The 23892-nt window shown below is 69.7% G+C and carries 23 protein-coding genes and 1 pseudogene; 11 read left to right on the top strand and 13 right to left on the bottom strand.

The window, feature by feature from the left end; genetic code table 11:
• The coding region (locus E1287_RS13535) for a DUF72 domain-containing protein (RefSeq protein WP_207934195.1) at positions 1-792 on the bottom strand (792 nt) is incomplete at its 3' end.
• 177 nt (positions 793-969) lie between these two features.
• On the opposite strand from E1287_RS13535, the gene E1287_RS13530 reads away from it, so the two are divergent.
• From E1287_RS13530 to E1287_RS46605, 5 genes and pseudogenes are all read left to right on the top strand, one after another.
• Positions 970-2055, top strand: a complete 1086-nt coding sequence (locus E1287_RS13530; RefSeq protein ID WP_131965259.1) for a S1 family peptidase — start codon at positions 970-972, stop codon at positions 2053-2055.
• Positions 2056-2576: 521 nt separating this feature from the next.
• Entirely contained in the window at positions 2577-3428 is an 852-nt protein-coding gene (locus tag E1287_RS13525) for an SAM-dependent methyltransferase (RefSeq protein WP_243718959.1), read from the top strand.
• Positions 3429-4079: 651 nt separating this feature from the next.
• Positions 4080-4991 carry a hypothetical protein gene (locus E1287_RS13520; RefSeq protein WP_131965257.1) on the top strand — a complete coding sequence of 304 codons (912 nt, stop codon included), beginning with the start codon at positions 4080-4082 and terminating at the stop codon, positions 4989-4991.
• Positions 4992-5435: 444 nt separating this feature from the next.
• Positions 5436-5888 (top strand): YdeI/OmpD-associated family protein, encoded by a 453-nt coding sequence (locus tag E1287_RS13515; RefSeq protein WP_207934193.1) that lies wholly within the window; start codon positions 5436-5438, stop codon positions 5886-5888.
• A 126-nt stretch (positions 5889-6014) separates the two neighbouring features.
• Positions 6015-6263, top strand: a pseudogene (locus E1287_RS46605) (hypothetical protein); the annotation flags it as partial.
• A 24-nt stretch (positions 6264-6287) separates the two neighbouring features.
• Here the strand turns inward: E1287_RS46605 and E1287_RS45590 are convergent.
• Positions 6288-7550 (bottom strand): hypothetical protein, encoded by a 1263-nt coding sequence (locus E1287_RS45590; protein ID WP_243718957.1) that lies wholly within the window; start codon positions 7548-7550, stop codon positions 6288-6290.
• Between the two features lie 745 nt (positions 7551-8295).
• On the opposite strand from E1287_RS45590, the gene E1287_RS13500 reads away from it, so the two are divergent.
• On the top strand, positions 8296-8859 hold the full coding sequence (locus E1287_RS13500; RefSeq protein ID WP_243718955.1) for a GNAT family protein: 564 nt from the start codon (positions 8296-8298) through the stop codon (positions 8857-8859).
• Positions 8860-8873: 14 nt separating this feature from the next.
• On the opposite strand, the gene fxsT is transcribed toward E1287_RS13500, so the two are convergent.
• Positions 8874-11420: an FxSxx-COOH system tetratricopeptide repeat protein gene (fxsT, locus tag E1287_RS13495; RefSeq protein WP_131965256.1), complete on the bottom strand. Its 2547-nt coding sequence runs from the start codon at positions 11418-11420 to the stop codon at positions 8874-8876.
• A 356-nt stretch (positions 11421-11776) separates the two neighbouring features.
• Here fxsT and E1287_RS13490 point away from each other — a divergent pair, with 356 nt between their 5' ends.
• From E1287_RS13490 to E1287_RS46315, 3 genes are read left to right on the top strand one after another with little or no spacing between them, the layout of a single operon-like run.
• Positions 11777-12838: a phosphotriesterase gene (locus E1287_RS13490; protein ID WP_131965255.1), complete on the top strand. Its 1062-nt coding sequence runs from the start codon at positions 11777-11779 to the stop codon at positions 12836-12838.
• Complete coding sequence (locus E1287_RS13485) at positions 12835-13923, top strand: aryldialkylphosphatase (protein ID WP_243718954.1); 1089 nt, start codon at positions 12835-12837, stop codon at positions 13921-13923. Before E1287_RS13490 ends, E1287_RS13485 begins: the two co-directional genes overlap by 4 nt.
• Positions 13924-13981: 58 nt before the next feature.
• On the top strand, positions 13982-14143 hold the full coding sequence (locus tag E1287_RS46315; protein ID WP_131965265.1) for a helix-turn-helix domain-containing protein: 162 nt from the start codon (positions 13982-13984) through the stop codon (positions 14141-14143).
• A 14-nt stretch (positions 14144-14157) separates the two neighbouring features.
• On the opposite strand, the gene E1287_RS13475 is transcribed toward E1287_RS46315, so the two are convergent.
• Positions 14158-14721, bottom strand: a complete 564-nt coding sequence (locus tag E1287_RS13475; RefSeq protein ID WP_207934192.1) for a TetR/AcrR family transcriptional regulator — start codon at positions 14719-14721, stop codon at positions 14158-14160.
• 67 nt (positions 14722-14788) lie between these two features.
• Here E1287_RS13475 and E1287_RS13470 point away from each other — a divergent pair, with 67 nt between their 5' ends.
• Positions 14789-15226 carry a nuclear transport factor 2 family protein gene (locus tag E1287_RS13470; protein ID WP_131965254.1) on the top strand — a complete coding sequence of 146 codons (438 nt, stop codon included), beginning with the start codon at positions 14789-14791 and terminating at the stop codon, positions 15224-15226.
• 94 nt (positions 15227-15320) lie between these two features.
• On the opposite strand, the gene E1287_RS13465 is transcribed toward E1287_RS13470, so the two are convergent.
• Together E1287_RS13465 and E1287_RS13460 are read right to left on the bottom strand one after the other, a co-directional pair.
• A complete protein-coding gene (locus tag E1287_RS13465) occupies positions 15321-16160 on the bottom strand; it encodes a cytochrome c biogenesis CcdA family protein (protein WP_131965253.1) in 840 nt (279 codons plus the stop codon).
• Positions 16161-16167: 7 nt separating this feature from the next.
• Positions 16168-16719: a redoxin domain-containing protein gene (locus E1287_RS13460; protein ID WP_131965252.1), complete on the bottom strand. Its 552-nt coding sequence runs from the start codon at positions 16717-16719 to the stop codon at positions 16168-16170.
• A 169-nt stretch (positions 16720-16888) separates the two neighbouring features.
• Here E1287_RS13460 and E1287_RS13455 point away from each other — a divergent pair, with 169 nt between their 5' ends.
• A complete protein-coding gene (locus E1287_RS13455) occupies positions 16889-17542 on the top strand; it encodes an aquaporin (protein WP_131965251.1) in 654 nt (217 codons plus the stop codon).
• A gap of 26 nt (positions 17543-17568) precedes the next feature.
• Here the strand turns inward: E1287_RS13455 and E1287_RS13450 are convergent, their stop codons facing one another.
• The 7 genes from E1287_RS13450 to E1287_RS13420 are packed head-to-tail and all read right to left on the bottom strand — an operon-like array spanning position 17569 to position 23869.
• Positions 17569-18981, bottom strand: a complete 1413-nt coding sequence (locus E1287_RS13450; protein ID WP_131965250.1) for an FAD-dependent oxidoreductase — start codon at positions 18979-18981, stop codon at positions 17569-17571.
• Positions 18978-19772 carry an alpha/beta hydrolase gene (locus tag E1287_RS13445; protein WP_131965249.1) on the bottom strand — a complete coding sequence of 265 codons (795 nt, stop codon included), beginning with the start codon at positions 19770-19772 and terminating at the stop codon, positions 18978-18980. Before E1287_RS13445 ends, E1287_RS13450 begins: the two co-directional genes overlap by 4 nt.
• On the bottom strand, positions 19772-20620 hold the full coding sequence (locus tag E1287_RS13440) for a DUF4437 domain-containing protein (protein ID WP_165968985.1): 849 nt from the start codon (positions 20618-20620) through the stop codon (positions 19772-19774). The genes E1287_RS13445 and E1287_RS13440 overlap by 1 nt, the downstream gene beginning before the upstream one ends.
• Before the next feature lie 2 nt (positions 20621-20622).
• Entirely contained in the window at positions 20623-20892 is a 270-nt protein-coding gene (locus E1287_RS13435; RefSeq protein ID WP_131965247.1) for a hypothetical protein, read from the bottom strand.
• On the bottom strand, positions 20885-21913 hold the full coding sequence (locus E1287_RS13430) for a class I SAM-dependent methyltransferase (protein ID WP_131965246.1): 1029 nt from the start codon (positions 21911-21913) through the stop codon (positions 20885-20887). Before E1287_RS13430 ends, E1287_RS13435 begins: the two co-directional genes overlap by 8 nt.
• Positions 21910-22926, bottom strand: coding sequence for an oligopeptide/dipeptide ABC transporter ATP-binding protein (locus E1287_RS13425; protein ID WP_131965245.1), 1017 nt, complete (start codon positions 22924-22926; stop codon positions 21910-21912). The genes E1287_RS13430 and E1287_RS13425 overlap by 4 nt, the downstream gene beginning before the upstream one ends.
• On the bottom strand, positions 22919-23869 hold the full coding sequence (locus E1287_RS13420; protein ID WP_131965244.1) for an ABC transporter ATP-binding protein: 951 nt from the start codon (positions 23867-23869) through the stop codon (positions 22919-22921). Before E1287_RS13420 ends, E1287_RS13425 begins: the two co-directional genes overlap by 8 nt.
• Between the last annotated feature and the right edge of the window lie 23 nt (positions 23870-23892).

The following is a 23892-nucleotide window of genomic DNA, read 5'->3' as shown; positions in this document are numbered from 1 at the left end:
GGGTAGGGGGCTGATCTCGGGGAGTCGGTCTCTTGCCTCGTCGTGGAAGCGACGGGCGAGCGTTAGTGCGTCTGCGTTGTCCGGTGTGTGGACGAAGACGGTCGGCGAACGTCCCTCACGCAGCCACTCGACGACCTTCTCGACCCAGAATCGCCATCCTTCGACCGTTTCCGCCGTGTCGTCCCGTCCCAGGTAACGGACGACCGGACGGTCGGTCAGCGCAACAGACCGCCGCGGAACACGCGGCTTCTTCGTCCACGCATCGCGTTCAGCGTCGCTGCCCGGACGCCTCTGGAAGAACACGGTGGTGTCGAACGGAACCCACTCGGCCCCGGCGCCGGCGAGGACCCGTTCAAGATCGCGCACGCATCCGGCGTCCTCGAAGAACGCGCGGTGCCGCACTTCGACCGCGTATCTGTGCTCCTTCGGGAGGCGACGCAGAAATCCGGCCAGCGTCCCGAGATCCGACGGGCCGAACGACCCCGGAAGCTGGACCCACAGCGCATGCGCCCGCGACGCCAGGGGCTCCATCGCGGTCAGGAACGTCCGGAGCTCGTCGTCGAATCCGACCAGCCGCCGCTCGTGCGTGATCGACTTCGGCAGCTTGACCACGAACCGGAAGTCGGGCGCCGTCTGCTCCGCCCACGACTCCACCGTGCCGCGCGACGGCGTCGCGTAGAAGGTCGTGTTGCCCTCCACCGCGTTGCACCAGCTCGCATAGGCACGCAGCCGCTCGCTCGGAGGCAACGGGTGCGGCAGGAAACGCCCTTGCCATGGCGGATGAGCCCACATCGCACACCCCACATGAAGCCGCATGAACCCGACGCTATCGAAATGGGCGCCTGACGGTGTCCGTGACCTGCGTCCCCGCCGGCGCTTGAACTCCGTCCGGCCGTGCGCCGTATCTCCTCGCACAGACCGGACCTTGGAGGACCCATGACCCGCCGTAACGCCACGAGGAAGACTCGTATGCGCACCGTGGTCACGTGGACCGCGGTGACCGCCGGATCCGCCGGCCTCGTGGCCGGCTCGCTGTACGCGGTCCGGATGCCGGACCAGTCCGGCGGCGGCCGGGAGGCCGCGCTCGCCGGGCAGCAGGCATCGAACACGCAGAGGAGATCGGCCGGCGCCCTGGCCGCCAAGCTGGCCGACCGGCTGGGGACGCGCACCGCCGGGGCGTACCTCGACTCGTCCGGCCGGCCCGTCGTCACGGTCACCAACAGCGCGGACGCCGCCATGGTGCGCGAAGCCGGCGCCGTGCCGAAGGCGCTGCGGAGAAGCCCGGCGACGCTGAAGCGGATCACCGCCGCTCTCCGGCAGTCGACGTCCGGCATATCGGGCACCGGCTGGGCCGTCGACCCCGCCACGTCCAAGGTGACCGTCTGGACGGACGATTCCGTCACCGGAGCGCGCATGGCCGCCGTCCGCCGGACGGCCCGGGAGATGGGACCGGCGATCCGCATGGTCCGCATCCCGGGACGCCTCCGCACCTTCGCTCTCGGCGGCGATGCGATCTTCGGCGGGGGCACCCGCTGCTCGCTGGGCTTCAACGTCAAACGGGGCGATCAGGACTTCTTCCTCACCGCCGGACACTGCGGCAACGTCGTGCGCACCTGGACCGCCGACCAGCAGGGCGGCCAGGCGCTCGGCACCACCGTGGAGAGCAGCTTCCCGGGGGACGACTTCGCGCTCGTCCAGGCGGAAGAGGCCGGGGAAGGCGCTGTCAACCTGTACAACGGCCAGTCGCAGGACATCACCGAAGCCGGTGAGGCCGTGGTCGGCCAGCGCGTTACGCGCAGCGGCAGCACCACCGGCCTCCGCGACGGCACCGTCACCGCCACCAACGCAACGGTGAACTACCCCGAAGGCACCGTCACCGGAGCGATCCAGACGACCGTCTGCGCGGAACCGGGTGACAGTGGCGGGCCGTTGTTCAGCGAAAGCACCGCTCTGGGCCTCACCTCGGGCGGCTCAGGCGACTGTCAGTCCGGTGGCGTCACCTTCTTCCAGCCGGTGAGCGAGCCGCTCGAGGCTTTCGGCGCCGAAGTCAGCTGACCCTCAGGCTCAAAGAGGCCGGTTCCGGCGCGTTCGGAACCGGCCTCTGAGCCGCTTTCGGACGACGGGCTCATGAACCGAGACCATCATCGTCCAGCGAAATCTCTTGGAGGAAATCTCTCGTCGAGCCGATGCGGTCGACCTGCCGATGCGGTCGACCTGCAACCTTCCTTGTGCCTCTCCTGGGTGGACGCGTTATCACCCGATGACGTCGAGCATCGGCAGCTGAGGTTGACGGGGGCGCCTCGCTGGCGCCTGTCCCTGCTGCCAATTCTCGAAAGCAATCTGCGTAAGTAGTTGGGCCCTGTCCCCGAGCCCGTGCGGACTGTTTGAGGATGCGTCGGAGAGGCAGAATCGAACTGACCCTGACCTGCTCGTCGTCCCGGGAGCAGTTGCGGGACGGGCGCCGCGACCCGGTTGACGTGTGGCTTGCGTCGCTCCGAGTGGTCTTCCCCCTCGGCCGTTGCGCCGGTAGGATTCCCGCGCTCGGTAAGCCTGGCTTGGACGATGTGGAGTCTGCGGTGTCAACGGACGATCCCTCGTATTCCGCGAAGTTCTCGGTTGACGTTCCGACGCCCGCGCGAATGTACAATTACGGACTCGGCGGCAAGGACAACTACGCCGTTGATCGCGCCGCCGTCCGGGCGATTAACGCGAGGTTCCCCGAGGCTCTCGACGCGACGCGGGCCAACCGGCTTTTCCTCTATCGGGTGGTTCGATTCCTGGCCAGAGACGCCGGGATCTCGCAGTTTCTCGACCTGGGCAGCGGATTGCCCACCCAGCACAACGTGCACCAGGTGGCGCAACAGTTCCGGCCGGACGCACACGTGGTCTATGTCGACAACGACCCCATCGTTTTGACGCATGGCCGGGCCGTGCTGGCCGAAAACGAGTACACCACGGTGATCGCACAGGACATGACCAAGCCCGACGAGGTGCTCGATCATCCTGAGGTGCGACGCATCATCGACTTCACGCAGCCGGTCGCCGCCCTGTTCTTGTCGGTTCCGCACTCGATCCCCGACGATGAGATGGCTCGGCACACCATCGGCACCATCACGGACGCGCTGGTTTCCGGAAGCTACGTCGCGCTGTCCCAATTCGTCGGCGCCGACCAGCAGACGGCCGACGAGTTCACCGCGATCATGCACAGTGTCGGCATGAAATGGAGAAGCCGGACTCCCGACCAGGTCAAGGCATTCGTGAGCGGATTGGAACCGGTCGAACCAGGAATGGTCAACGTCATGGACTGGCGTCCCGATCCCACGCAGCCGCCACTGGACCCGGTCGATCCGGCCTTGCAGTCCGATATCGGCGCATCGACCGAACGCGAACTCGCCAGAGAATTCGGCGGAGTGCTCCGCAAGCCTTGACCCTCGTGCTTCGTCCAACCCTCGACCGATCGGCTGACGCCACGCGCCGTGTGCTCGGCTATCCGTCGGCGGCGCTCGATGCGGTCGGTAGCGCTGCCGCCACGTGCCAGTCGGGTCTCAGCGACCGGCGACAGACCGGACGCCACCGATGTGGCGGTCACGATGAACGGCCGAAATAGGTAGGGCCACCTAGAGTTCTCCGGATTGATACCTCGCTTGCCGCGTCCCATCGTGGTGGCGCCATCGCCGAATTGGTCGTGGCATCGCACGAGTAGAGGAAGCAGCGAGGATGGATGGTCGCCACGTCGCCGTCCCCAGAGCGCCACCAGTCTGGACGGCCGACCGCCGGGAACGACCCGACGAACATCCGTGCGTCGAATCCGGCGTACCGAACGACGTCTCGGTGATTCTGCTTGGCCGTCTGGTCGGCGGCTGGGTGAGCGGCTGCTGATCTCGAGGAGGAGCCGCCGGGGTGCCGCCTAACCGCACCGGAGGGCCGCTCGGTCTCGTCCGGGATCGAGGCTGCGGACGTGCAGGGTCGCCGACGAGCTCGCCGCTGCTCGACCTGGTCGCGCGCGACGTCGGCACGCGTGTCGGGTTCGGACGTCATCGCCTGCAAGTACAGGTCGGGGTTATTCCGAAGAAGAAAAAATGCGCAGTGTCCCCACACTCACTGAGGACGATCCTCTCCAGATTGTCCCTGCCGGGCCGTTCGATCAGGCGCTCAAGGCAGCGATTCAGGCAAGAGGGCTCAGCCTGGAAGCACTGAGCCGCCGACTGCAAGCGCTGGGCAGTCCGGTCAGCGTTGCGTGCCTCAGTCATTGGCAACGTGGCCGCAACAGACCTGAGCGCGCCGATTCTCTGAAAGCCGTCCGGGGGCTTGAGGAGATCCTGGGACTTCCACGTCATTCCCTACTGACGCTCCTGAAGACGAAGGCTCGAGACTCGGCACCACAACTCCCACTGGACGAGCTGTGCGAGCAGCCCCGCGTCAAGGGGCTGGTGGACGCCATCGGTACCCGGACCAACGGCCAAATGGTCGGCCTGAGCCTGCACAGCCAGTACCTGCTGGGACGGAACGGGCAACTTCTCCAGACCCGGACTCGCATGGTGTTCCAGGCCCGGCAGCGCGGCGCCGACCGTTGGATCGCCGTCTACAGCCACCAACATGGCCTCCTGCCTTCTGCGCGCATCGCCGAAGGATGCCGCTTCGGCCGGACGCGAACCGATGCCGTCGGCGCGATCGCTACCGAACTCCTCTTCGACCACCCGCTCGCCAAGGGCGAGACCTACCTGCTGGAGTACACCTTCACGTTCGACGAATCCGGACCGCCCATGACCGGTGACGGACGCGCATTCCGCATCCCGATGCATCAATTCATGCTTGATATCCGGTTCCACCCCGAGGCCGTCCCGACGCGCTGCTACCGCGTGTGGCGGCCAGACGGCCGAACCCCACTGCAAGACAGAACACAACTGCGGCTGTCCCTGTACAACAGCGTTCACTACCTTGATTTCGGCCTCGACGCTGGTTACCACGGAATGCGCTGGGAGTGGGATTGACCCAACGCCGAACAGCACCCGCAATCCCCGTGGAGTGAGCCCGGCCCTGGCGCGTGCGTCACGTCCCTTCTCGAACGCTCAGCGCGCCGAACTCACCCACCAGAGGACCGCGCCGCACGCCCGACACACGCGCCGCCGGGCCACGACCGCGCCGATCGTTGCGGTCGACTTTGACCTGGACCTGATCGAGAGCCGGATGGTCGACGCCACACCCAAGAGCTCATCGACTGGCCCACCCTGTACGTCTGAGTCGTCCGTGCTGGTACCCCGGCAGGTGGGTGGGCTCGCTTGCTGAACACCTCCTGAGCGTGGGCGACGGCGATGAGGGTGCGGCGCGTTCACAGTTCGGCAACCGTCGCGGGCATGGGCCGCGTCCAGCCTTGTTCTGTTGCGCTGTTGGACGGCGGTGTGCTTCTGTGAATGGGCTGATCGGGAGGACGCAAGATGGTGAAGTTTCGGACCACGATCGAACTGGGCGGTAAGACCGCGACCGGTTTCGAGGTTCCGGCCGGCGTTGTCGAACAGCTGGGGGCGGGCAAGAAGCCGAAGGTGAAAGTGACCATCGGTGCCCACAGCTACCGCAGCACGGTCGCCGTCTACGGCGACCGGTACATGCTGCCGCTGGCCGCCGAGAACAGGACCAAGGCCGGCGTCGAGGCGGGAGACGAGACCGAGGTCGCTCTCGAATTGGACACCGAGCCACGGGTGGTCGAGGTTCCCGAAGACTTCGCGCAGGCACTGGCCGCTGAACCGGCGGCGCAGCAGACCTGGAATGGCCTGTCGTACAGTAACCAGCGGTATCACGTGCTGCAGATCGAGGGCGCCAAGACCGAACAGACCCGGCAACGGCGAATCGCCAAATCGGTGGACACGCTCAGCCAGGGCAAACAACGCTGACCCGGGCGGATTCGGGGACAGCGGAATATCCCACTTCCGCGGACGACTTATTCGGTCTACCCCCTCACGGATGCTTCCATTGGGTTCCACTCGTCGGCCTCCGCACTGCCGTGATGATCCGTTGCCCTGGTCGCCGTTGCGCGCCGCGTCCCCGACCGCGTTGCCGCCGGGCCGGTGCTGTCCAGCGCGCACGCGGGACTGGACCAGGCGCTGTGGGACATCGCCGGCAAAGCCTGCGGCGTCCCGGTGTATTCGCTGCTCGGCGGCCCTGTGCGCGACCGCGTCCGCATGTACGCCTGGGTCGGCGGCGACGAGCCCGCGGCGCTCGCGGACGGCATCGCGGCCCGCCTGGAACACTGGTTCACCGCCGTCAAGCGCACGTCACAGGCGATTCTGCTTTCACTTGAGCGTGGTGAACCAGCGGATGATCTGAGCGGTGCCTGCGACATTGGACCCGAGGTGGCGGGAACCGCCGTAGAGGGTGTCGCCCACGTCGATGACGGGAGCGTTGACACCGCGCTCGCGGAGCCGAGCGGCGCAGTGGTCGGTGTTGACGGTCGTGGCCTGCTCGTCGTCGGCGATCTTGTAGAGGCGGATCGGGACGCGGGGCGTCCAGGCGGTGCAGACCTCGGCGTCCACGCGCAGGGCCTCGGCGAACGTGCCGGACGGACGGTGCAGCATCGCGAGGCCGCGCCGCGTGAGGAGGTCGCCGAGTGTGTCCGGCAGGGCGTCCACCACGTCCGGCCCCGGGGTGGTGCCGTTGAAGAGCTTCTCGACGCGGCTCGCGTGAGGCTCCTGGAAGACGTCCGACGGCGTCTCGTAGAGGCCGCCGTGAATCCGGTTCCACGCGGTGAAGAGGTAGGAGACGTAGACGGCGGCGACTTCCGGTGGCACGTCGCCCTTCAGCAGGGCGGGGAGTTCGGCGCCCTCGAAGTCGTAGGCGCCGCTGATCGGGGCGACCGCGCGGATTCCGAAGCGAGGGTCGGCGCCCTCCTGCAGCGCGCGGGCCAGGCCGAGGGCGGACGAGGCGCCCTGCGAGAACCCGGTGGCCAGCACCTCACCGTTCAGAACGCGTCCGGTGCGCGGCACGAACTGCCGCGCTGCGCGGAGCATGTCGAGCGCCGCCGAGACCTCGGACGGCACATGCTTCCAGGGATGGAGGCCCGGGCCCTTGCCGAGACCGAGGTAGTCGGGAGCCACTGCGGCGAAACCGGCGGCGCCGTAGGTGACGGCCGGGCCGGGGCCCCAGACGTCGCCGGACGTCGAAGGTGCGTCCGGCTTGTAGATCTCCGTTCCATGCGTGAAAGAGACCGTCTGGAGCCTGCGGTCGCCGCCGCGGGGCAGGACGAGGAGGCCGCTGGCCGTGGTCGCGCGGCCGCGGGTGTCAATCGTCCGGTAGACGAGGCGGTAGGTGTCCACGCCGTACCGGACGGACGAGTCGTCGAAGTCCTCCGTCGCCAGCCACGCGCGCACCTGGTCTGCGGACATGGTTCGGAGATGGGTCGCGGAGACCAGATGTCCTCGCGCGGCGGCCTGGTGGGTGAGGGTGGGACGGTCGAGAGAGGTCGCCGAGGCGGCGGGCCCGGCGCCGACACCGGCGGCGGTGGTGATCGCTGCGGCGGCCGCCAGGCCGGCGGTGAGGCGTGCTGCGGTGCGTGTCATGGGATTCACCCTTCTCGCGGGCCGGTCGAACCCGCATCCCGCCGATGAGTGATCTCGAAACTGCTACCCGAGACCCGCACAGCACGCAAAGTCCTCCGGGTGGCTCAACCAAGGCCGCGCTCCTGAGCGCGCCGGGTGAGGCCGTGCACCCCTGGAGTCGGGTCCAGCCCGTGGACGTTCCGATGCAGCCGCACGGCCAACGCGGCGGCACTCAGCCCCAGCAGCGCTCGGCCTCAGCGGCGGCCGATGCGAGATGTAGCGGCCCGCCGCGACGAAGTTCTGGTGGTCATGCCGCTGGGGATCAGCGGCGTCTGGAACGTCCGCGCGATCCCGGCGCGGGCGATCCCGTCGGCCTCAGCGGGCCGGCGGTATCTGGCCGCCATTTACCGGTCAAGCTTTTGATGCGACACAGGACCCCTGATTGCGCGGGCATGGTGCTGCAGGAGAGCAACCGCGGGGTCGGACGATCTGTGTTGCGACGATCGTGGTAAATGGCTTTGTTGAGCATCCTGTTGGCCCTGGGCATAGGGGTTCCGGTTCGAATCCCGAGCGCGTCCGCGACCGTCTTCTGACGGTTCGGGGCGTTTGATGGCGCACCCATGGGGGAGTCGATGACGGCCTTGTGCCTGATCCACTAGAGCGTCCATAAATGTCCGCGCACTCGACGGATGGCAGGCGATTAGACCGGGACGCTTTGGCTCTTCCGGCCAGTGCGTGATCTTTGGTAGAGGTGTACTCTCCAATCGTGAGCATCAGGACACATAGCGCGACGGAGGAGGCGGAGGATCTTTTCCTTCGCTGCGGGGAGAGAGTGGGGCTCCGCAGGGTCGCCGCCATCGATCAGGACGCCTTTGTCGAACTGGCGCGGGGGAGCGAGTCGCACTTCCGTCCCTGGATCCTGGCTCCGAAGACCGCGGACGAGTTCGACAGGTACATCAAGCGATTCGATCAAGTCGCCGCGGACGGGTTCGTGCTCTGCCTGCTGGCCACGAAGGCCATGGTCGGGTTCGTCAACATTAACGAGATCGTCCGCGGGCCGTACCAGCGCGGGGTCATCGGCTACGGGGCTTTCGTGTCCGGTACCGGACACGGTTACATGACCGAAGGGCTACGGTTGCTGCTCCACTACGCGTTCACCGATCTGGGCCTGCATCGCGTCGAGGCCGACATTCAGCCGGCGAATTTCAAGTCCCTCAACCTGGTCAAGAGATTACAGTTCCGGAAAGAAGGATACTCACCGAACTTTATCAAGATCAATGGCAGATGGATGGATCACGAGCGCTGGGCGATCGTCAAAGGCCAAATATGACGCAGTCCTGTCGGTCACAGTAGGCGAAAAGCCCTGTAGAGCTGCATGAGTTCGTGATTCCACGCTTCCCGGCCGGCTTCCTTCCGGTCGATCGCCTCACCGTTTCCCGCGCCGCCCTCGTTTCGATGGACGGCGACCCGCTCGGCCATGGCCGCGGTGTCCGGGTGTTCCTCCCCGAGCACGACGCGGTAGCGCTCCAACGTCTCGTCCTCCAGGCGCCGGGCCTCCTCCGTTTCGTGAAGCTGCCGCAGATATAGGGCGAGGCTTCTGGCCACGAGCAGCGTCTGCGGATGGTCCTCGCCCAAGGCGCGGCGGCACATTTCAAGAGTGTCCTCCGCCAGGGTGCGCGCCGCCTCCACCTGCCCCGACTCGCTCAAGTGGCCCGCCATGATGCCCGCCGAGTTCAACGTATCGGGATGCTCGACGCCCAGCACCTCGCGGCGCCGTCCGTGGATTTCCTCCACCATCGCGCGGGCCGTGCCGAGGTCGCCCAGGGTGTACAGGTCGATGGCGAAGTTGTAGGCGACACCGAGGGTGGAGCGCGCATTCTCCCCCAACACCTCCGTGCTGCGGCGGAACGTCTCCTCGTTCAAGGCGCACGCTCTTTCCGCCGCCCCCAGCGCGTAGAGGTCCGTGGCCAGGTCGGTGGCCGCCTTGAGCGTCCGCGGGTCGTCCGGGCCGAGAATGCGGCGGCACCGTGCCAGGCAGTCCTCGTTCAGCCGCTGAGACTTCGCGTACAAGCCGAGCCGCTGATAGACGTAGGCCAGCTGCATGCTTATTTCCAGGCAGGTCGCGTGGTCCGGGCCGAGGGCCTCCTGCCAACACGCATAGAAATGCTCCGCGACGGGAAGCGCCGTCTGAGTCTGCCCGCTCGAGACCAGATAGCGGACGACGCCGGTCGCCAGCAGGCGGAGCGGATCATGAGGGCTCGTCGCGGGATCCTGGCTCAGGACGTGCGGGACGAGGACGGCCCAGTCCGGCCATGTCTCCGGCTTGTCGGTCGTCCTCGGCTCGGCCGCGACGAGGAGCCCGGCGATGACCGCCTGGTACGCCGCACGCTGCGCCCGCGTCTGATCGCGGATGACGGCGGCGGTGAGGCGGTGCAGGCGCAGCTCGTTGCGGTCGATGCGCGCCAGGCCGTAGCGCGTGATGGCCTCGAAGGCCCGGCTGACCTTGAGGACGCCCGCCGGAAGCGCCTCCAGCGCGTCCGCGAGGTCCTCGCCCGCCGACCGCGGCGACGCGTAGAACCAGGCGGCCGGAATCGGCTCGGACGCCAGATAGGCACAGGCCCGGATCACCGTCTCGCCGCCGGCCCTGGCCGCCGCGAGCCGTTCCAGCGCGAGGGACGTCGCGGCGGCGAGCGACGCGGGATACGAGATCGGCCGCCCGCGGCTGAGCACCTCCGTGGCATGAGCCTCCAAGGAACGCTCGTACTGGGCCACGGTCACCCCGCTGGCGAGGACACCGGCGGCCTGGACGAGCGCCAGCGGCAAATCCCCGAGAATTTCCGCCAGGTGCGCGGCCTCACTGGGCGACAGACGGGGGACGAGGTTATGCAGAAGCCGCACGGATTCTTCGCGCGTGAACACTTCTACCGCGATACGGGTACCAGCTTCGGCCCACGCTGAATTTCTGGACGTGATGAGCACGTGCCCGCGCCCGCCGGGAAGATAGTCGATTATCTCCGCCGGATCTTCAGCATTGTCGAAGACCAGCAGCCATCTCTCCGATTTGTGCAGCTCCGCCAAAGCGCGGTGGGCGGTGACCGTCTGATCGGTCACCGGCGCTCGCACGTCCAACTCGGTCGCCAGCGCCGCCAGCTGACCAGTGATCAATTCGCTCTGCTCGGCATCGATGACCCAAACGGCGTCATAGTCCGAGGCGAATCGGTGCGCGTACTCGATCGCTGTCTGCGTCTTTCCGAAACCGCCTCCGCCGTAGAGGACTACCACTCCGCTGATCGACACGGTCAACGCTTCGCGAATCTCCACGAGCAGCGAGTCCCGTCCGGCGAAGGACGCGTTTCGAGCGGGGACCCGCCACACTTGCGGCCCGGCGCCGGGCAGCCGCGGCCCCAGCCCGCGCGGGACGCCGCTGCGCCCTGGGCCGGGGAAGACCGGGCTGCTCGCGGGGTGCCCGGGCTGCTCCACGAGCTCCAGCAGACGGCGTCGCGCCTGGTCCTCCTCCAGACCGAAGAGGTCGAGCGTCGTCATCGCCCGCAACGCGGCGGGGAATCTCTCCCTGGGAAGGTTCTCGATCCGTACCGGCACCAGCCGCGGGCCGTACTCCTTGATCGCGATTGTGGACGTCCACTCATCGGTCGTGAAACGGTCCTGCTCGAAGTACGACGCGGAGAAAAGGGCGAGCACCTGGTTTGCGGAACGCAGCGCTTGGTCCATGCGGAGCACGAAGTTCTCGCCCGGTCCCCAGTCCCACACATCGAGTTCCACATCGTGTTCCGCCTGTTCGAGCTGCCAGCCGATCCACTCGGCCCACAGCCGGTCAGGTCCGGCGTAACTGATGAAGAATCTCTTCCGACCTGCGTCGTCGGTCGTGCTCACGCCGTCAGGATCGCCTAACAGCAGAAGTGCCGCCAGTCAGAACGGGTTGAGCGGCCGTATCAGGTCAGTTCCCGCCAGTGTGACACGCGGGGTTGACGCATTCATTCGGGCCGAAACGTCGCCGAATGGATCAAGCGGGTTGGCCGCGATGCAACTTTCATTCTGCCTTAGCCTGACTACGCCATGCCATCCGGTCCGATTCCGGATGAGGCCAAACACGTCGGGCGGCAGGCGCGGGCCGGTCGGCGTGCGTGGAACGTCAACTAGCGTGCGGTGAAACACAAGAGGGCCTGCGGACGGTGATCGATACATTGACCGGCGTGGAGCCCGGGAATGACGACCAGCCTATCCGTGAGATGAGCGCACCGAGCGCGACCGGACAGGTCGTGACCGTCACCGGGCCTGTCGATCCGCGTTCCCTCGGGCACACGGTCACCTCCGTCCACCTGGTCAGCGACCTGAACGGCCTCTCCGAAGCCGACGCGAACGGTCTCTCCGAAGGCGGCGCGAACGGCGTCTTCGAGGCAGGCGTGGACGAGGAGCCTGTGAGCATGGAGCTGCTCGGCGCGCTCGCCCTGGGCGCGCTGAACCGGGACGACCGGCGGCTTACGGCGGCGGACGTCCGTCCCGAGCTCGCCGACTTCGCCGCCCTGGGCGGCGGTGCCGTCGTCGAGGTGACCGGCGCCGACCTCGGCCGCGCGCCGCGGGTGCTGGCCGACCTCGCCCGGGCGACCGGGGTCGCCGTGGTGATGGGGTGCGGCGGATACTCCCCGTCCCGGACGCCCGGACTCGCGGACAGGACGGTCGAGAGCCTCACCGCCGAGATCATCGGTGAACTCCGTGAGGGCGTGGACGGCGTCCGGGCGGGCGTCATCGGTGAGATCGAGGGGCTGGACCCCGATCGTCCCGCCGACCGCGTCCTGGTCGCCGCCGTCGCGCACGCCGCCCGGCGCACCGGGGCCCCCGTGCTCATCGACCGCGCCGCGACGGCGGCCGCCACGCACGGGCTCCTCGACCTGATGGACGCGTCCGGCGCCGGCCTCGGCCGCGTCGCCGTCGGGCACTGCGACGGGCTCGCCACCGACGCCGACGCCCTCGCCCGGCTCGCCGATCGCGGCGTGTTCCTGCAGTTCGACGGGCTCGGCCGCCTCCCGACCGTGAACCGCGAGGTCGACGACCAGGACGTCGCCGCCGCCGTCCTGGACCTCGCCGAGCGCGGCCACGCCGAGCAGATCCTGCTGTCGCCTCGCGTCGCCCGCAAGATCGACCTCAAGGCGTTCGGCGGCGGCGGATACGGTTTCGTCGCCGAGCAGTTCGTCCCCTACTTGGGGTATCTGGGGGCGGACGAAGCCCTGCTGAGCACCCTCACGGAGTCGAATCCGCGCCGCTGGCTGACCATGACGGAGGGCCGCGGATGAAGCGGATGAAGCCGATGGACCTGCCGTCGGCCGTTCCCGACCTCGCCGGTCAGGTGCTCACGGTCACCGGGCCGGTCGATCCTTCGGCCCTCGGCCCGACGCTCATGCACGAGCACCTCTTCGTCGACCTGCGCCGTCCGGCCCACGCGCTGCGTCCGGGCGAGGACTCCCCGCAGGCGCGGGAACCGCTCACCCTCGCCAACCTGGCCCGCACCAGGCACGGGGCCGTCAACGCGGACAACGACGTCCTCGCGGACTTCGACGAGATGCTCGCGGAGGTGCGCGAGTTCCAGCGCGCCGGCGGCGGGACGGTCGTGGAGGTGACCAACCTCGGCATCGGCCGCGATCCCGGCTCGCTGCGGCGGATGTCGCGGGCGAGCGGGCTCCACATCGTGATGGGCGCCGGCTGGTACACGCCGACCTTCCACCCGCCCGACATGGACGAGCGGACCGTCGACGACCTCACCGCCGTGATCGTCCGCGACATCGTGGACGGCGCCGACGGCACCGGGATCCACGCCGGGATCATCGGCGAGGTCGGCGCGGAGTGCGCGCCGCTGACGTCCGGCGAGCTCAAGAGCGTCCGGGCCGCCGGGCGGGCGAGCCGCATCACCGGCGCTCCGATCACGTTCCATGTGGGCGGGGTCGGCGAGGAGAAGTTCACGGTCCTCGACATCCTGGACGAGGAGGGCGCGGACCCGTCCAACGTCGTCATCGGCCACGCCGGGACCTTGGCCGTCGACCTGCCCTTCGCGCGGCGGGTGCTCGCGCGGGGCGTCTTCATCGAGTTCGACTTCCTGGCCTCGCCGGGCAGCCCGTGGGGCCATCTCGTGCTGCTCGGCGACCACAAGATGGCCCGCGGCATCGCGGACCTGGTGGAGGACGGGTACTCCGGGCAGATCCTGCTCGGTCACGACGTCTGCCAGAAGATCCAGCTCAAGCGCTACGGCGGGCAGGGCTACAGCTACATCCCCGACCATTTCCTGCCGGCGCTCCGGCGCCTCGGGGTTCCGGACGAGGCCGTCCACAAGATCATGGTGGAGAACCCGGCCCGCGCGCTGACTTTCACCGCCCCGGCCCCCTGACGAGCGCGGCCGGGCTCAGTCGGCCAGGGCACGGCGCAGGGCGGCGCCGAGTTCGGCGATCTGCCGCCGCGACACCGCAGACCAGCTCCACCTGCACCACAGCAGCGTCGCCCGCCGCCTCGAACAGATCGGACGGACCCTGGGCGCCGACCTCACCGAGCCCGCGGGCCTGACGCGGGCCAGGCTCGCCCTCACCGTGTGGCGGCTGCTCCGCGACTGACGAGTGGTCGGGCGTCAGCGCGGGGCGAGGCCGTCGAAGATGATCCCGAGCGCGCGGGAGCGGACCGGCTCGTCCAGGCGGAGGTGGGCGGCGGCGCGGGAGGCGCCGACGAGGAGCGCGTAGACCTCGTCCAGGCGGACGTCCGCCCGGACCGCCCCGGCGTCCTGGGCCCGACCGAGCAGGACGCCGACGGCCTCGCGGAGGTCGCGCGGCCCCTGGGCCGCTCTGCCCTCGGCGTCGCCGCCCGCGTCGGTGAACGCCTCGATGATGGCGAGCTTGCCCGCGGCGTCCGCCACGAGCCGGCGGAAGAAATCGAAGAACGCCCGGCCCGGATCGGCCGAATCGGCGAGGCCCCGCGCCTCCCCGCACAGGCGGTCGAAATGCTTCACCAGAACCGCTTCCACCAGCACCCGCTTGGTCGGGAAATGGCGGAAGACGGTGGCGATGCCGACTCCGGCGAGCCGTGCGACCTCCTCGGTGGAGGCCGCCGAGCCGCCCTTGCCGAACACGTCCTCCGCCACTTCCAGGATCCGGGCCCGGTTGTCGCGGGCGTCGGCGCGCGTGGGTTCCATTGACATCCGAAGTCTCCACTCCGTATATTCGGAGTCTCCACTTCGGAAGCCTACCGTGTCATCGGGAGGGATCATGGCGCCCAGTCCTCGCGAGGTGTTCCTCGAGCTCGTGTGGGGAGTCTCGGAAGGCCGCTGGGACGAGCTGCCCGACCTGTACGCGGAGCAGACCCGCGTCGAGCATCCGTTCTCGCCGTTCGAAGACGGGCCGATGCGCACCCGCGAAGAACTGCGCGAGCACTTCGCGGCCGGCAAAAGCCTGCCGCCTCCCCGCCAGGAACCGGCCGACATCATCGTGCACGAGACCGCGGATCCGGAAGTCATCGTCGCCGAGTTCGCCTACCGCGGGACGACCGAGACCGGGGAACCATTCCGGGTGCCGTGCATATTCGTCCTCCGCGTCCGCGACGGAGAGATCGTCGCCTCCCGCGACTACATCGACCACATTTCTTCAGCCCGCCGCCGCGGCGCACTCGACGATTTCATCCAGGCCATCCCTCACTCCACCTCGTAGTCAGGGGTGATCCGCGCCCGGTAGAGCCCGGTGAACGGCGTGGCGCCGGGCGCCACGCTGAGGACGGCTGACTTCACGCGGGTGGCGACCCGACTCACCCTGGACGGGTTGAGCGGTGGTGGCGCCATAGGCTGCGGGCCGTCACCGTTCCGGCCGTGAGGACGCCGAAGGCGGCGGCGATCCACCAGATTCCGATCCGGTCGATCCAGTCGGACAATGCGCCTTGGATCTCGGTGGCGGTCCGGACGACGGGGGAGTCGGCCTCGGCGCCCGCGTTGACGCGTGTCTCGTACCAGCCGTAGTAGGCGACGTAGGCCCCGGCCAGGAGCAGCAGGGCACCGCTGACGCGGGAGACGTACGGCAGGATCCGGCGGGTGCGCGCCACGGCGGCGTCGTGCGCCAGCGCCACCAGCATCGACAGGAACCCCACGACCAGGCCCATGCCGACGCCGTACGCGGCGAACGCCGCCAGCCCGGCGACGATGCCCGTCCCGTCGGACACCAGCCCGGTGACGGCCAGGAACGGTGCGATCGTGCAGGACAGGGACGCGACGGCGTACGAGGCGCCGTATCCGTACAGCCCGGCCAGCGAACCCGACAGCCCGCCCGCCTGGAGGCGCGGCAGCCGGAGCATCAGTTCCCGCCCGGTCACCAGCCATCCGCCGAGCGCGACCAAGACCAGGCCCATCACGATGGTGACCCAGGGCAGGTACTGGTGGATCGAGCTCGTCAACGCCGAGATCAGCAGGCCGAAGGCGCCGAAGACAGTAACGAACCCCGCGGTCATCGCGGCCGACAGCCGCAGCGCCCGCCAGACGCCGCCCGCCCCGGGCGCGGCGATCAGCAGCGTCAGGTAGGACGGCAGGAGCGCGAAGCCGCACGGGTTGAACGCCGCCACCAGCCCGGCGGCCAGCGCGAGCGAGATCTCCTCCATCGACCGGTCAGCCGAGGAGTTCGCCGACGTGCCGGTTCAGCTCGGACTCCCCGAGCGGTCCGGAGTCTTTGCTCGTCGTCCCGTCGGGCTTCATGAACAAGAAGGACGACTGCGAGGTCACCTTGAAATGGGAGTACACCTTGCCGGTCCGGTCGTCCAGGTGGGTGAGGTTCTCGGTGCCCGTCCGGGAGACGAAGGCGCGCAATCGGCCTTTGTCCTTCTCCAGCCCTCCGATGCCGACGAAGGAGACCCTGCCCTTGAATTTCTCGGCGACCTTGGCGACATCGGGGCCTTCGGCGAGGCACTTGGGGCACCAGGGGGCCCAGAACCAGAACACCACGGGCTTGCCCGCCAGACTTGTGCCGTCGAAGGCGTCACCGGCGAGCGTCTCGCCCTTGAACCGCAGCGTCTGGGGCGCGTCCTGGCCCGCAGGGCTCTGCGCAGCGGGGCTCCGGGACGCGGAGGCCGTCGGTTCGACGGCGGTCGTCTCATCGCCGGCGCCCCCGCATCCGGCGAGGAGCGACACCGCACTGATCACGATCGCGAGCGCCTTCTTCATGCGGGTCACGCTAATGGACGGCGCGGTTCCCGGTTCTTACGAAGAGATAACGTCCGCCTGTCCGTAATCAGCCCGTAAGGACGGCGATCCTCCGCAGAGATCGAGCAAAGTGACAGGCTCAAGGCGCTAGGGGGTTAATTGCCATTTCCCAGACTTTGGGAGGTCGATTGTGCGTAGTTACGTCGCGGAGTTCATCGGCACATTCTTCCTGGTCTTCACCGTGGGCTGCACCGTCCTGGCGAAGGCTCCGTTCGCCCCGCTGGCCATCGGCGCGGTGCTGATGGTCATGGTGTACGCGGGCGGGCACATCTCCGGGGCCCATTACAACCCGGCGGTGACGCTGGCGGTGCTCCTGCGCGGCCGGATCCGCTGGACGGACGCCGCCGCCTACTGGGCGGCCCAGCTCATCGCGGGCGTCGTCGCCGCCATCGCCGCCCGGTACGTGGTGGATCCGGGCGAGATCGCGGAGCTGTCGCCGTCCGGCCGCGCGCTCGGGACGGCGCTCCTGGCCGAGGCGGTGTTCACCCTCGCGCTCGCCTACGTCGTCCTCAACGTGGCCACCAGCCGGGACCACCCGGACAACAGCTTCTACGGGCTGGCCATCGGGTTCACCGTGGCGGCCGGCGCCTTCGCGGTGGGCGGCGTCTCCGGGGGAGCGTTCAACCCCGCGGTCGCCACCGGCGCGGCGACGATGGGCGTGTTCGCCTGGACGAAGCTCTGGATCTGGCTGCTGGCCGACCTGGCCGGGGGAGCCCTGGCCGCGGTGGCGTTCCTGGCCCTCAACCCCGAGGACCGCGCCCCGGCGGAGACCTCCGCGGCTTGATACCCATGCCGCCTCGCGAAAGGAACCTACGCGTGAGCGGACAATCCTTCTCCGTAGAGGAGGCCCAGCGTCAATGCGGGTGTCGCCATCATTCCGCCGCAGAATGATTTGCCCATGAGCTGTCCGGAACCCAGCAGTTCGCCGGCCGCGCTGAGGTTCGTGAACGGCTCGCCGGTGGCGTCGAGGACACGCAGATCGGAGTCGACGGCGAGGCCGACGGTGCTGGTCACCGATGCTCCCTGGACGCGGATGGCGTAGAACGGCCCTTCGTCGATCCGGGTCGGCCGGTGCCGCCGTCCGAACGGGTCAGGCCGTCCGGAGTCGAGTGTCGTGTTGTATTCGGCGACGGTCTCGGCCAACGCGGGGGCTGGCAGTCCGGTTTTCGCGGCGAGGCCGTCCAGTGTGGGGGCGCTGGTGAACATCGGGTGGACGTCGAACAGGTCGCGCAGTTCGTGGTTGGTCCGGCCGCTGATCATCGGTGGGGATTCGCGCAGGACCCGGGCGTCGAACACGACATAGCGGCGCAGCTCGGGCTGGTCCAAGAGGGCGTGCTCGCGTGCGTTGACGCTCGGCTCGTCCTCGGCCACGAACCGGCGGCCTTCGGTGTTGACGTAGATTTCCCAGGGCGGGCGGTCCTGCGGGTGGTGGATGTGGCGGAATTCCAGCTTCGCGCCGAGTCCCGGACGGTCCATCACCACGCCGAACGAACTCAGGTAGTTCTCGTGGCCGCGCAGCGCCGCTCCGGCGCGGCGTGCCGCCTCCAGTCCGCCGCCGGTGTTGTACGGGTAGGAATTGGCGCCGTAGGCCGGGCGCCCGCTCAGTTCGTGGAACAACTCGGGATTGGCGTTGTAGCCGCCGGTCGCCAGCAGTACCGATGACGCCGGGTAGGTGCGCTCACCGTCCGGAGCCGTCGCCGTCACGGCCGTCACGCGGCGGCCGGACATGACGAGCCCGATGAGTTTCGTGTTCAGCGACAGTGTGATGCGGCCCGCGGTGACCTGCGCGTCGAATGCCTTCCGCAGTATTTGCAGGATTGAGCGGCCGAAATCGGGGCCCCAGTAATAGCGCGCCACCGTGTACGGCTCATGCGCGAACCCTTCGACGGGGTGGTCCGGCATGAACTCCATGCCGTTCTCGGTCGGCCAGTCCAGCGTCCGGGCGGCGTTGTCGACGGCGAGGCGCACGAGCGTCGGGTCGGCTGTGTTCTCGCTGATGCGCATGATGTCGGCGTAGTGCGCGTCCGGCGAGTCGACGATGCCGCGCCGTCGCTGGAGCAGCGTCCCGGCCGCGCTGAGCTGCCCGGACGAGATGTTCAGCGACCCGCCCACCGCGTCGGCGGCGTCCAGGACGAGGACCGGCACCCCGCGCTCGGCGGCGGTGAGCGCGGCCATCATGCCGGCCGCTCCCGCACCGACGATGACGTGCGCCGGCGGTGTCACAGGCTCCTCCACAGGTCGCGCACGACGGCCGCGAGCGCCGCCGGGTCTTCGGTGAGGACGAACGTCCCGCCCGGGATGCGGGTGACGGGCGCGTCGAGGACGTGCCCGACCTCGTCGGCCAGCGCCGACAGCGCGTCGCCGTCCGGTGCGACGACGGCCGTCGGACGCCCCGGCGACCTCGCCCCGGCCAGGACGGAGCGCAGGTCCGTGTTCCAAAGGGCCACGTAGCCCTCGTACCAGACGCGCCCGGCCCGGACGCGGTCGGCGAAGGCGTCGAACACCAGATCAGGGTCGGCGCCCTCGGTGAACGCGCGGGCCATGAACCGCCACACGTCCGCGACGCCCTCGGGTGTGGCGGGCACCGGATTCAGCCGCTCGTACTTGAACAGCTTCGTCCGCCAGTCGAAGTACGCCGGGTACCCGACGAGACCGAGGCCCACGACGCTGTCCGGATGCTCGGCCGCCATGACCGCCGCCAGCGCCGCGCCGGTGTGGTGGCCGACGACGACCTTCGGCCCGGGACGCGCCTCCTGGACGGCTTCCCACAGCAGCCCCGCGTGTTCGGAGAGGCTCAGCGGGCGCGACGTGGCGTCGGACTCGCCGAGGTTCAGCATGTCCGGCGCGACGCACGGCAGCCGCGCCAGCTCCCGCATCACCGGCAGCCACAGCCGTCCGGACGCGGGCACCTGGTGCAGGAGCAGCAGGTCAGGGCCGTCGCCGGGCGTGGCGCGCAGGTGGACGTACCCCTCCGGCGTGCGGACGAGCCGGCGCTCCACCCTCGGCCCGTCCATCAGAAGCACAGGCAGCCGGGCTGGTCCGGGAGGGGTTCGGCGCCGTAGGCGGCCAGGTCGGGCGGCAGGATCGGGCGGTGCTCGGGCGTCCAGGTGAAGTCGACGTCGTGCTCGGTGTAGACGGTGCTGAGCGGGCCGCCCTTGGTGCGGAACAGCATGAGGTTGCCGGTGGGGGAGCCGAACGGGCCGTGCCACTCCTCCGGCGGGCGCCAGAAGTAGCAGCCCGCGCGCATCAGGCCGAGCGGGCCGGCGAGTTCCCCGGCCAGCAGGTACATCTCCTCCACGACCGGGTGCTTCTCCGGCTTGCGGCCCGACCGCAGCGGCATCGTGCCGAGCAGCCACGTCTCCTCGCCGTCGACCGGGTCGCGGCGCAGCCACTTGCGGCCCGCGCCGGGCGGGAACGTCGGATGGAAGTTGCCGCCCCACTCCCCGGCGAACCCGTCGACCTTGGTGACGAGGCGGCGCTCGTCGAGCATCCCGGCCGGGGCCTCGCCGTCGCGGAACCGCGGCTCGCCGGAGAAGAACGCGAGCACCACGGCGCCCGTCCGGGACGCGACACCGGACGTGTTCGTCCCGGCGGGGAAATGCGCGTAGGAGTATTTGCCGTATTCGACGCCGGAGACGGTCAGCGAACCGTGCAGGACGAGGAATTCCTCGTCCACGTCCAGATGATGGACGCCCTCCCCGCGCGTATACCCGGCCGGGTAGCGGACGAGGAGGCTGGACGCGCCGGTCTCCTCGTCCAGGCTGAGCAGTTTGCTGTCGATTCCAGGGTCGTTCCGGCCGTAGAGGCCGTCCTGCCACGGCAGGGCCTGCGACTGGATGAACTCGATGAACGGGCGTCCCACGGTCAGCTCCCCGTCCGGTCGGCGTGGAGAGGCGCGCGGGCGTCGTCGCGTTCGGCGGCGATGGCGAGCAGCCGCGCGATCGACCGGTTCAGCTCCTCGGTCAGGTCGGCGCCGGACGGCACCCCCAGCCGCCGCTCCAGTTCGCGCACCCGCGCGCGTTCCTCGTGCAGTTGCGCGGCCAGCTCGAACACCATGGCCGCGAGCTGGTCCACCTGGGCGGAGCCGAGTGCGCGGAGTTCCGGCACGGGGGGCAGGGGCTCGATGTCAGGCACGGGCGTCCTCCGGCTTGCGTGCTTCCAGGACGGCCCAGGGGAAGTGCCATTCGGCACGGTCGGGCCATCGCGTCGTCTCCAGGCGCCCGGCGCCGCGCTCGTCGAACGCGACCCAGCGCGCGTCCGCGAGCCCGGCGTCCGCGCACAGGGCGAGGCAGTCGGTGCCGAACAGCATCGGCAGGTACGGCTCGTTGTTGCGGTCGCCGTGCTCGACCAGCGCGAGGTCGCGGACGACGTCGCCCGTCGGGTGGAAGTCCAGGACGCGCAGCAGCCCGCCCGGGGCGAGGACGCGCGCGGCCTCGGCGAGCACGCCGGCGATCACCGGAGGCGGCAGCTCGTGGACGAGCATCGTCGCGGTGACGAGGTCCGCCGAGCCCGCCGGCAGCCCGGTGTCAGCGGCGTCGGCCTGGACGTACCGGATGCCGAGCCCTGCCGTCCGGCGCGCGGCCAGCCGCAGCACGGGCGCGGACAGGTCGACGCCGATCACCTCGGCGTCCGGCCAGCGCCGCTTGAACGGCCGGGTGCTCTTGCCGAACCCGCAGCCGAGGTCCACGATCCGCTCGTACGGCCGGTCGGGGACGGCGGTGTCGGTGAACAGGGTGTGGAACGCGTAGTCGTCGTTCTCACCCAGCATCACGAGCTTGGCGCCCGCCTCGTACACCAGGGCGTCGCGGTCGGCGCGCCAGATGCCGCCGGGCTGGATGTGGATGTCCACGTCGGTGTACCAGGCGGGCAGCCGCAGGTCGGGGTTCAGCTCCAGGCCGGGTGCGGACGCGGACAGGGCGTCCTCGGCGCCGGCCGCGTCGGTCGCGTCGACCGCCTCCTCCACCGCGCGCCACAGCATCTTCTGCGCGGACCGCTCCAGCCACGCGAACCATGGGTACACCGGCGCCGCGTGGACGGACGCGCGGTCCGGGTCCGCGCCCGCCTGACCGACGAGCGCCGGATACAGCGATCCGGCCCACTGGCGGCGGAGCGCGAGCGCGAAGTCCACCCGCGCGCGGCGTGCGACGTCGTTCATCGGGCCTCCTCAAGGCCGAGTCCGGAATCCACCTCGCCGGGGAAGAAGCAGGCCACCGAGCGTTCCCCGGACACCGTCAGCGGCGGCACGTCGGTCGCGCACACGTCCCGCGCGACCGGGCACCGGGTGTGGAACACGCACCCGGACGGCCGGTCGATCGGCGACGGCGGGTCGCCCGACAGCACGATCCGTTCCCGCGGCCGCTCGTCGGTCGTCGGCGTCGCTGACAGCAGCGCCGCTGTGTACGGGTGCTGCGGCGACGCCACGACCGACGTCGTCGGCCCCTCCTCCAGCACCCGCCCGAGGTACAGCACGACGACGCGGTCGGAGATGTGGTGGACGAGCGACAGGTCGTGCGCGATCAGCAGGAACGCCAGGTCGTCGGTCCTCTGCACCTCGCCGAGCAGGTTGACGATCTGCGCCTGGATGGACACGTCGAGGGCGGACACGGGCTCGTCCGCGACGATCACCGAGGGCCGGGCGGCGAGCGCGCGGGCGATCGAGATCCGCTGCCGCTGCCCGCCGGAGAACTGCGCCGGGTAGCGGCCGGCGGCCGACTCCGGGAGCCCGACCTGGCCGAGGACCTCCGCGACGCGGGCGCGGATCTGCTCTCGCGTCCCGAACCCGTGGGCGCGCAGCGGCTCGGCGACGATCCGGTCGACGGTCATGCGCGGGTCGAGGCTGGCGTAGGGGTCCTGGAGGATCATCTGGAAGTGGCGGCGCAGCGGGCGCAGCCGCCGCTCGGGCATGTGGGTGATGTCGCGTCCGTCGAAGGTGATCCGCCCGGTCTGCGGGGACGTGGCGCGCATCAGCGCGGTCGCTGCCGTGGACTTGCCCGATCCGGACTCGCCGACGAGCGCGAGCGTCTGCCCCCGATACAGCGCCAGCGAGACGTCGTCGACCGCGGTGAGCGTCCGCCCGCCGACCGGGAACCGGACGGAGACGCCGGACATCTCCATGATGGGCCGGTCCTTACCGGTCATGTGCGGGCCGGCCGCGGGCGCGTCAGTCATGGGGGTTCCAGCAGGCCAGGCGGTGCGAACCGGACACGGTCAGGACGGGTTCCTCCGTGCGGCAGGCGTCCTGCGCGCGTTCGCACCGCGGGTGGAAGGGGCAGCCGTCCGGGCGGGCGAACGGCGACGGCGGAGCGCCGGAGATCGCGGCGAGCGTCCGCGTCCGGTCGAAGTTCGGCGCCGCCGCCAGCAGCGCCGCCGTGTAGGGGTGGCGCGGGCGCCGCAGCAGCTCGCGGGTCGGGCCCTCCTCCACGACGCCGCCCGCGTACATGACCGCGACGCGGTCGCACAGCTCGGTGGCGACGCCGAGATCGTGCGTGATCAGGATCATCGACGCGCCGCGCGCCTGGATCTGGTCCCGCATGAGCTGCGTGATCTGCGCCTGGATGGTGGTGTCGAGCGCGGTGGTCGGCTCGTCGGCGAGGATGACCGACGGCTCGTTGATCAGCGCCAGCGCGATCATCGCGCGCTGCCGGAGGCCGCCCGAGAGCTGGTGCGGATACGCCCGGACGCGGTCGCCCGGCGAGGGGACGCCGACCGCGGCGAGCGCCTCGACGGCCTTCTCTCGGGCGGCGGCGCGGGACACGTCCTGGTGCCGCAGGATCGTCTCCACCAGCACCGACCCGATCCGGCGCACCGGGTTCAGCCCGGTCATGGGGTCCTGGAACACCATGCCGATCCGCGACCCGCGGACGCGCTCCAGCTGCTTCTCGGAGCGTCCGGTGAGGTCCTCGCCGCCGAGCCGGACGGTCCCGGTCCGCGTCAGGCCCGGCGGCAGCAGCCCGATCAGGCTGAGCGCGGTGAGGGACTTGCCCGACCCGGACTCGCCGACGAGCCCGAGGATCTCGCCGCGTCCGAGGCGGAACGACACGTCCTGCACGATCCGGGTGCCGCCGTCGTGGACGACCGAGAGGCCGTCCACGTCGAGCAGGGCTTCGTCCATCGTCTGCTCTCTCGGTTCGACGG

The sequence above is a fragment of the Actinomadura sp. KC06 genome (assembly GCF_004348735.1).
Taxonomy (GTDB): Bacteria; Actinomycetota; Actinomycetes; order Streptosporangiales; family Streptosporangiaceae; genus Spirillospora.
This window is presented reverse-complemented; position numbering and strand designations above follow the sequence as displayed.

What these genes read in the sequence shown, in the direction of transcription:
- E1287_RS13520 (WP_131965257.1), top strand. Translation starts at nt 4,080, where the DNA reads ATGCGCAGTGTCCCCACACTCACTGAGGACGATCCTCTCCAGATTGTC.
- E1287_RS13425 (WP_131965245.1), bottom strand. Translation starts at nt 22,926, where the DNA reads ATGACTGACGCGCCCGCGGCCGGCCCGCACATGACCGGTAAGGACCGG.
- E1287_RS45590 (WP_243718957.1), bottom strand. Translation starts at nt 7,550, where the DNA reads ATGACACGCACCGCAGCACGCCTCACCGCCGGCCTGGCGGCCGCCGCA.
- E1287_RS13485 (WP_243718954.1), top strand. Translation starts at nt 12,835, where the DNA reads ATGAAGCGGATGAAGCCGATGGACCTGCCGTCGGCCGTTCCCGACCTC.
- E1287_RS13430 (WP_131965246.1), bottom strand. Translation starts at nt 21,913, where the DNA reads ATGAACGACGTCGCACGCCGCGCGCGGGTGGACTTCGCGCTCGCGCTC.
- E1287_RS13465 (WP_131965253.1), bottom strand. Translation starts at nt 16,160, where the DNA reads ATGGAGGAGATCTCGCTCGCGCTGGCCGCCGGGCTGGTGGCGGCGTTC.
- E1287_RS13470 (WP_131965254.1), top strand. Translation starts at nt 14,789, where the DNA reads ATGGCGCCCAGTCCTCGCGAGGTGTTCCTCGAGCTCGTGTGGGGAGTC.
- E1287_RS13490 (WP_131965255.1), top strand. Translation starts at nt 11,777, where the DNA reads ATGAGCGCACCGAGCGCGACCGGACAGGTCGTGACCGTCACCGGGCCT.
- E1287_RS13445 (WP_131965249.1), bottom strand. Translation starts at nt 19,772, where the DNA reads ATGGACGGGCCGAGGGTGGAGCGCCGGCTCGTCCGCACGCCGGAGGGG.
- E1287_RS13420 (WP_131965244.1), bottom strand. Translation starts at nt 23,869, where the DNA reads ATGGACGAAGCCCTGCTCGACGTGGACGGCCTCTCGGTCGTCCACGAC.
- E1287_RS13475 (WP_207934192.1), bottom strand. Translation starts at nt 14,721, where the DNA reads ATGTCAATGGAACCCACGCGCGCCGACGCCCGCGACAACCGGGCCCGG.
- E1287_RS13515 (WP_207934193.1), top strand. Translation starts at nt 5,436, where the DNA reads ATGGTGAAGTTTCGGACCACGATCGAACTGGGCGGTAAGACCGCGACC.
- E1287_RS13530 (WP_131965259.1), top strand. Translation starts at nt 970, where the DNA reads ATGCGCACCGTGGTCACGTGGACCGCGGTGACCGCCGGATCCGCCGGC.
- E1287_RS13460 (WP_131965252.1), bottom strand. Translation starts at nt 16,719, where the DNA reads ATGAAGAAGGCGCTCGCGATCGTGATCAGTGCGGTGTCGCTCCTCGCC.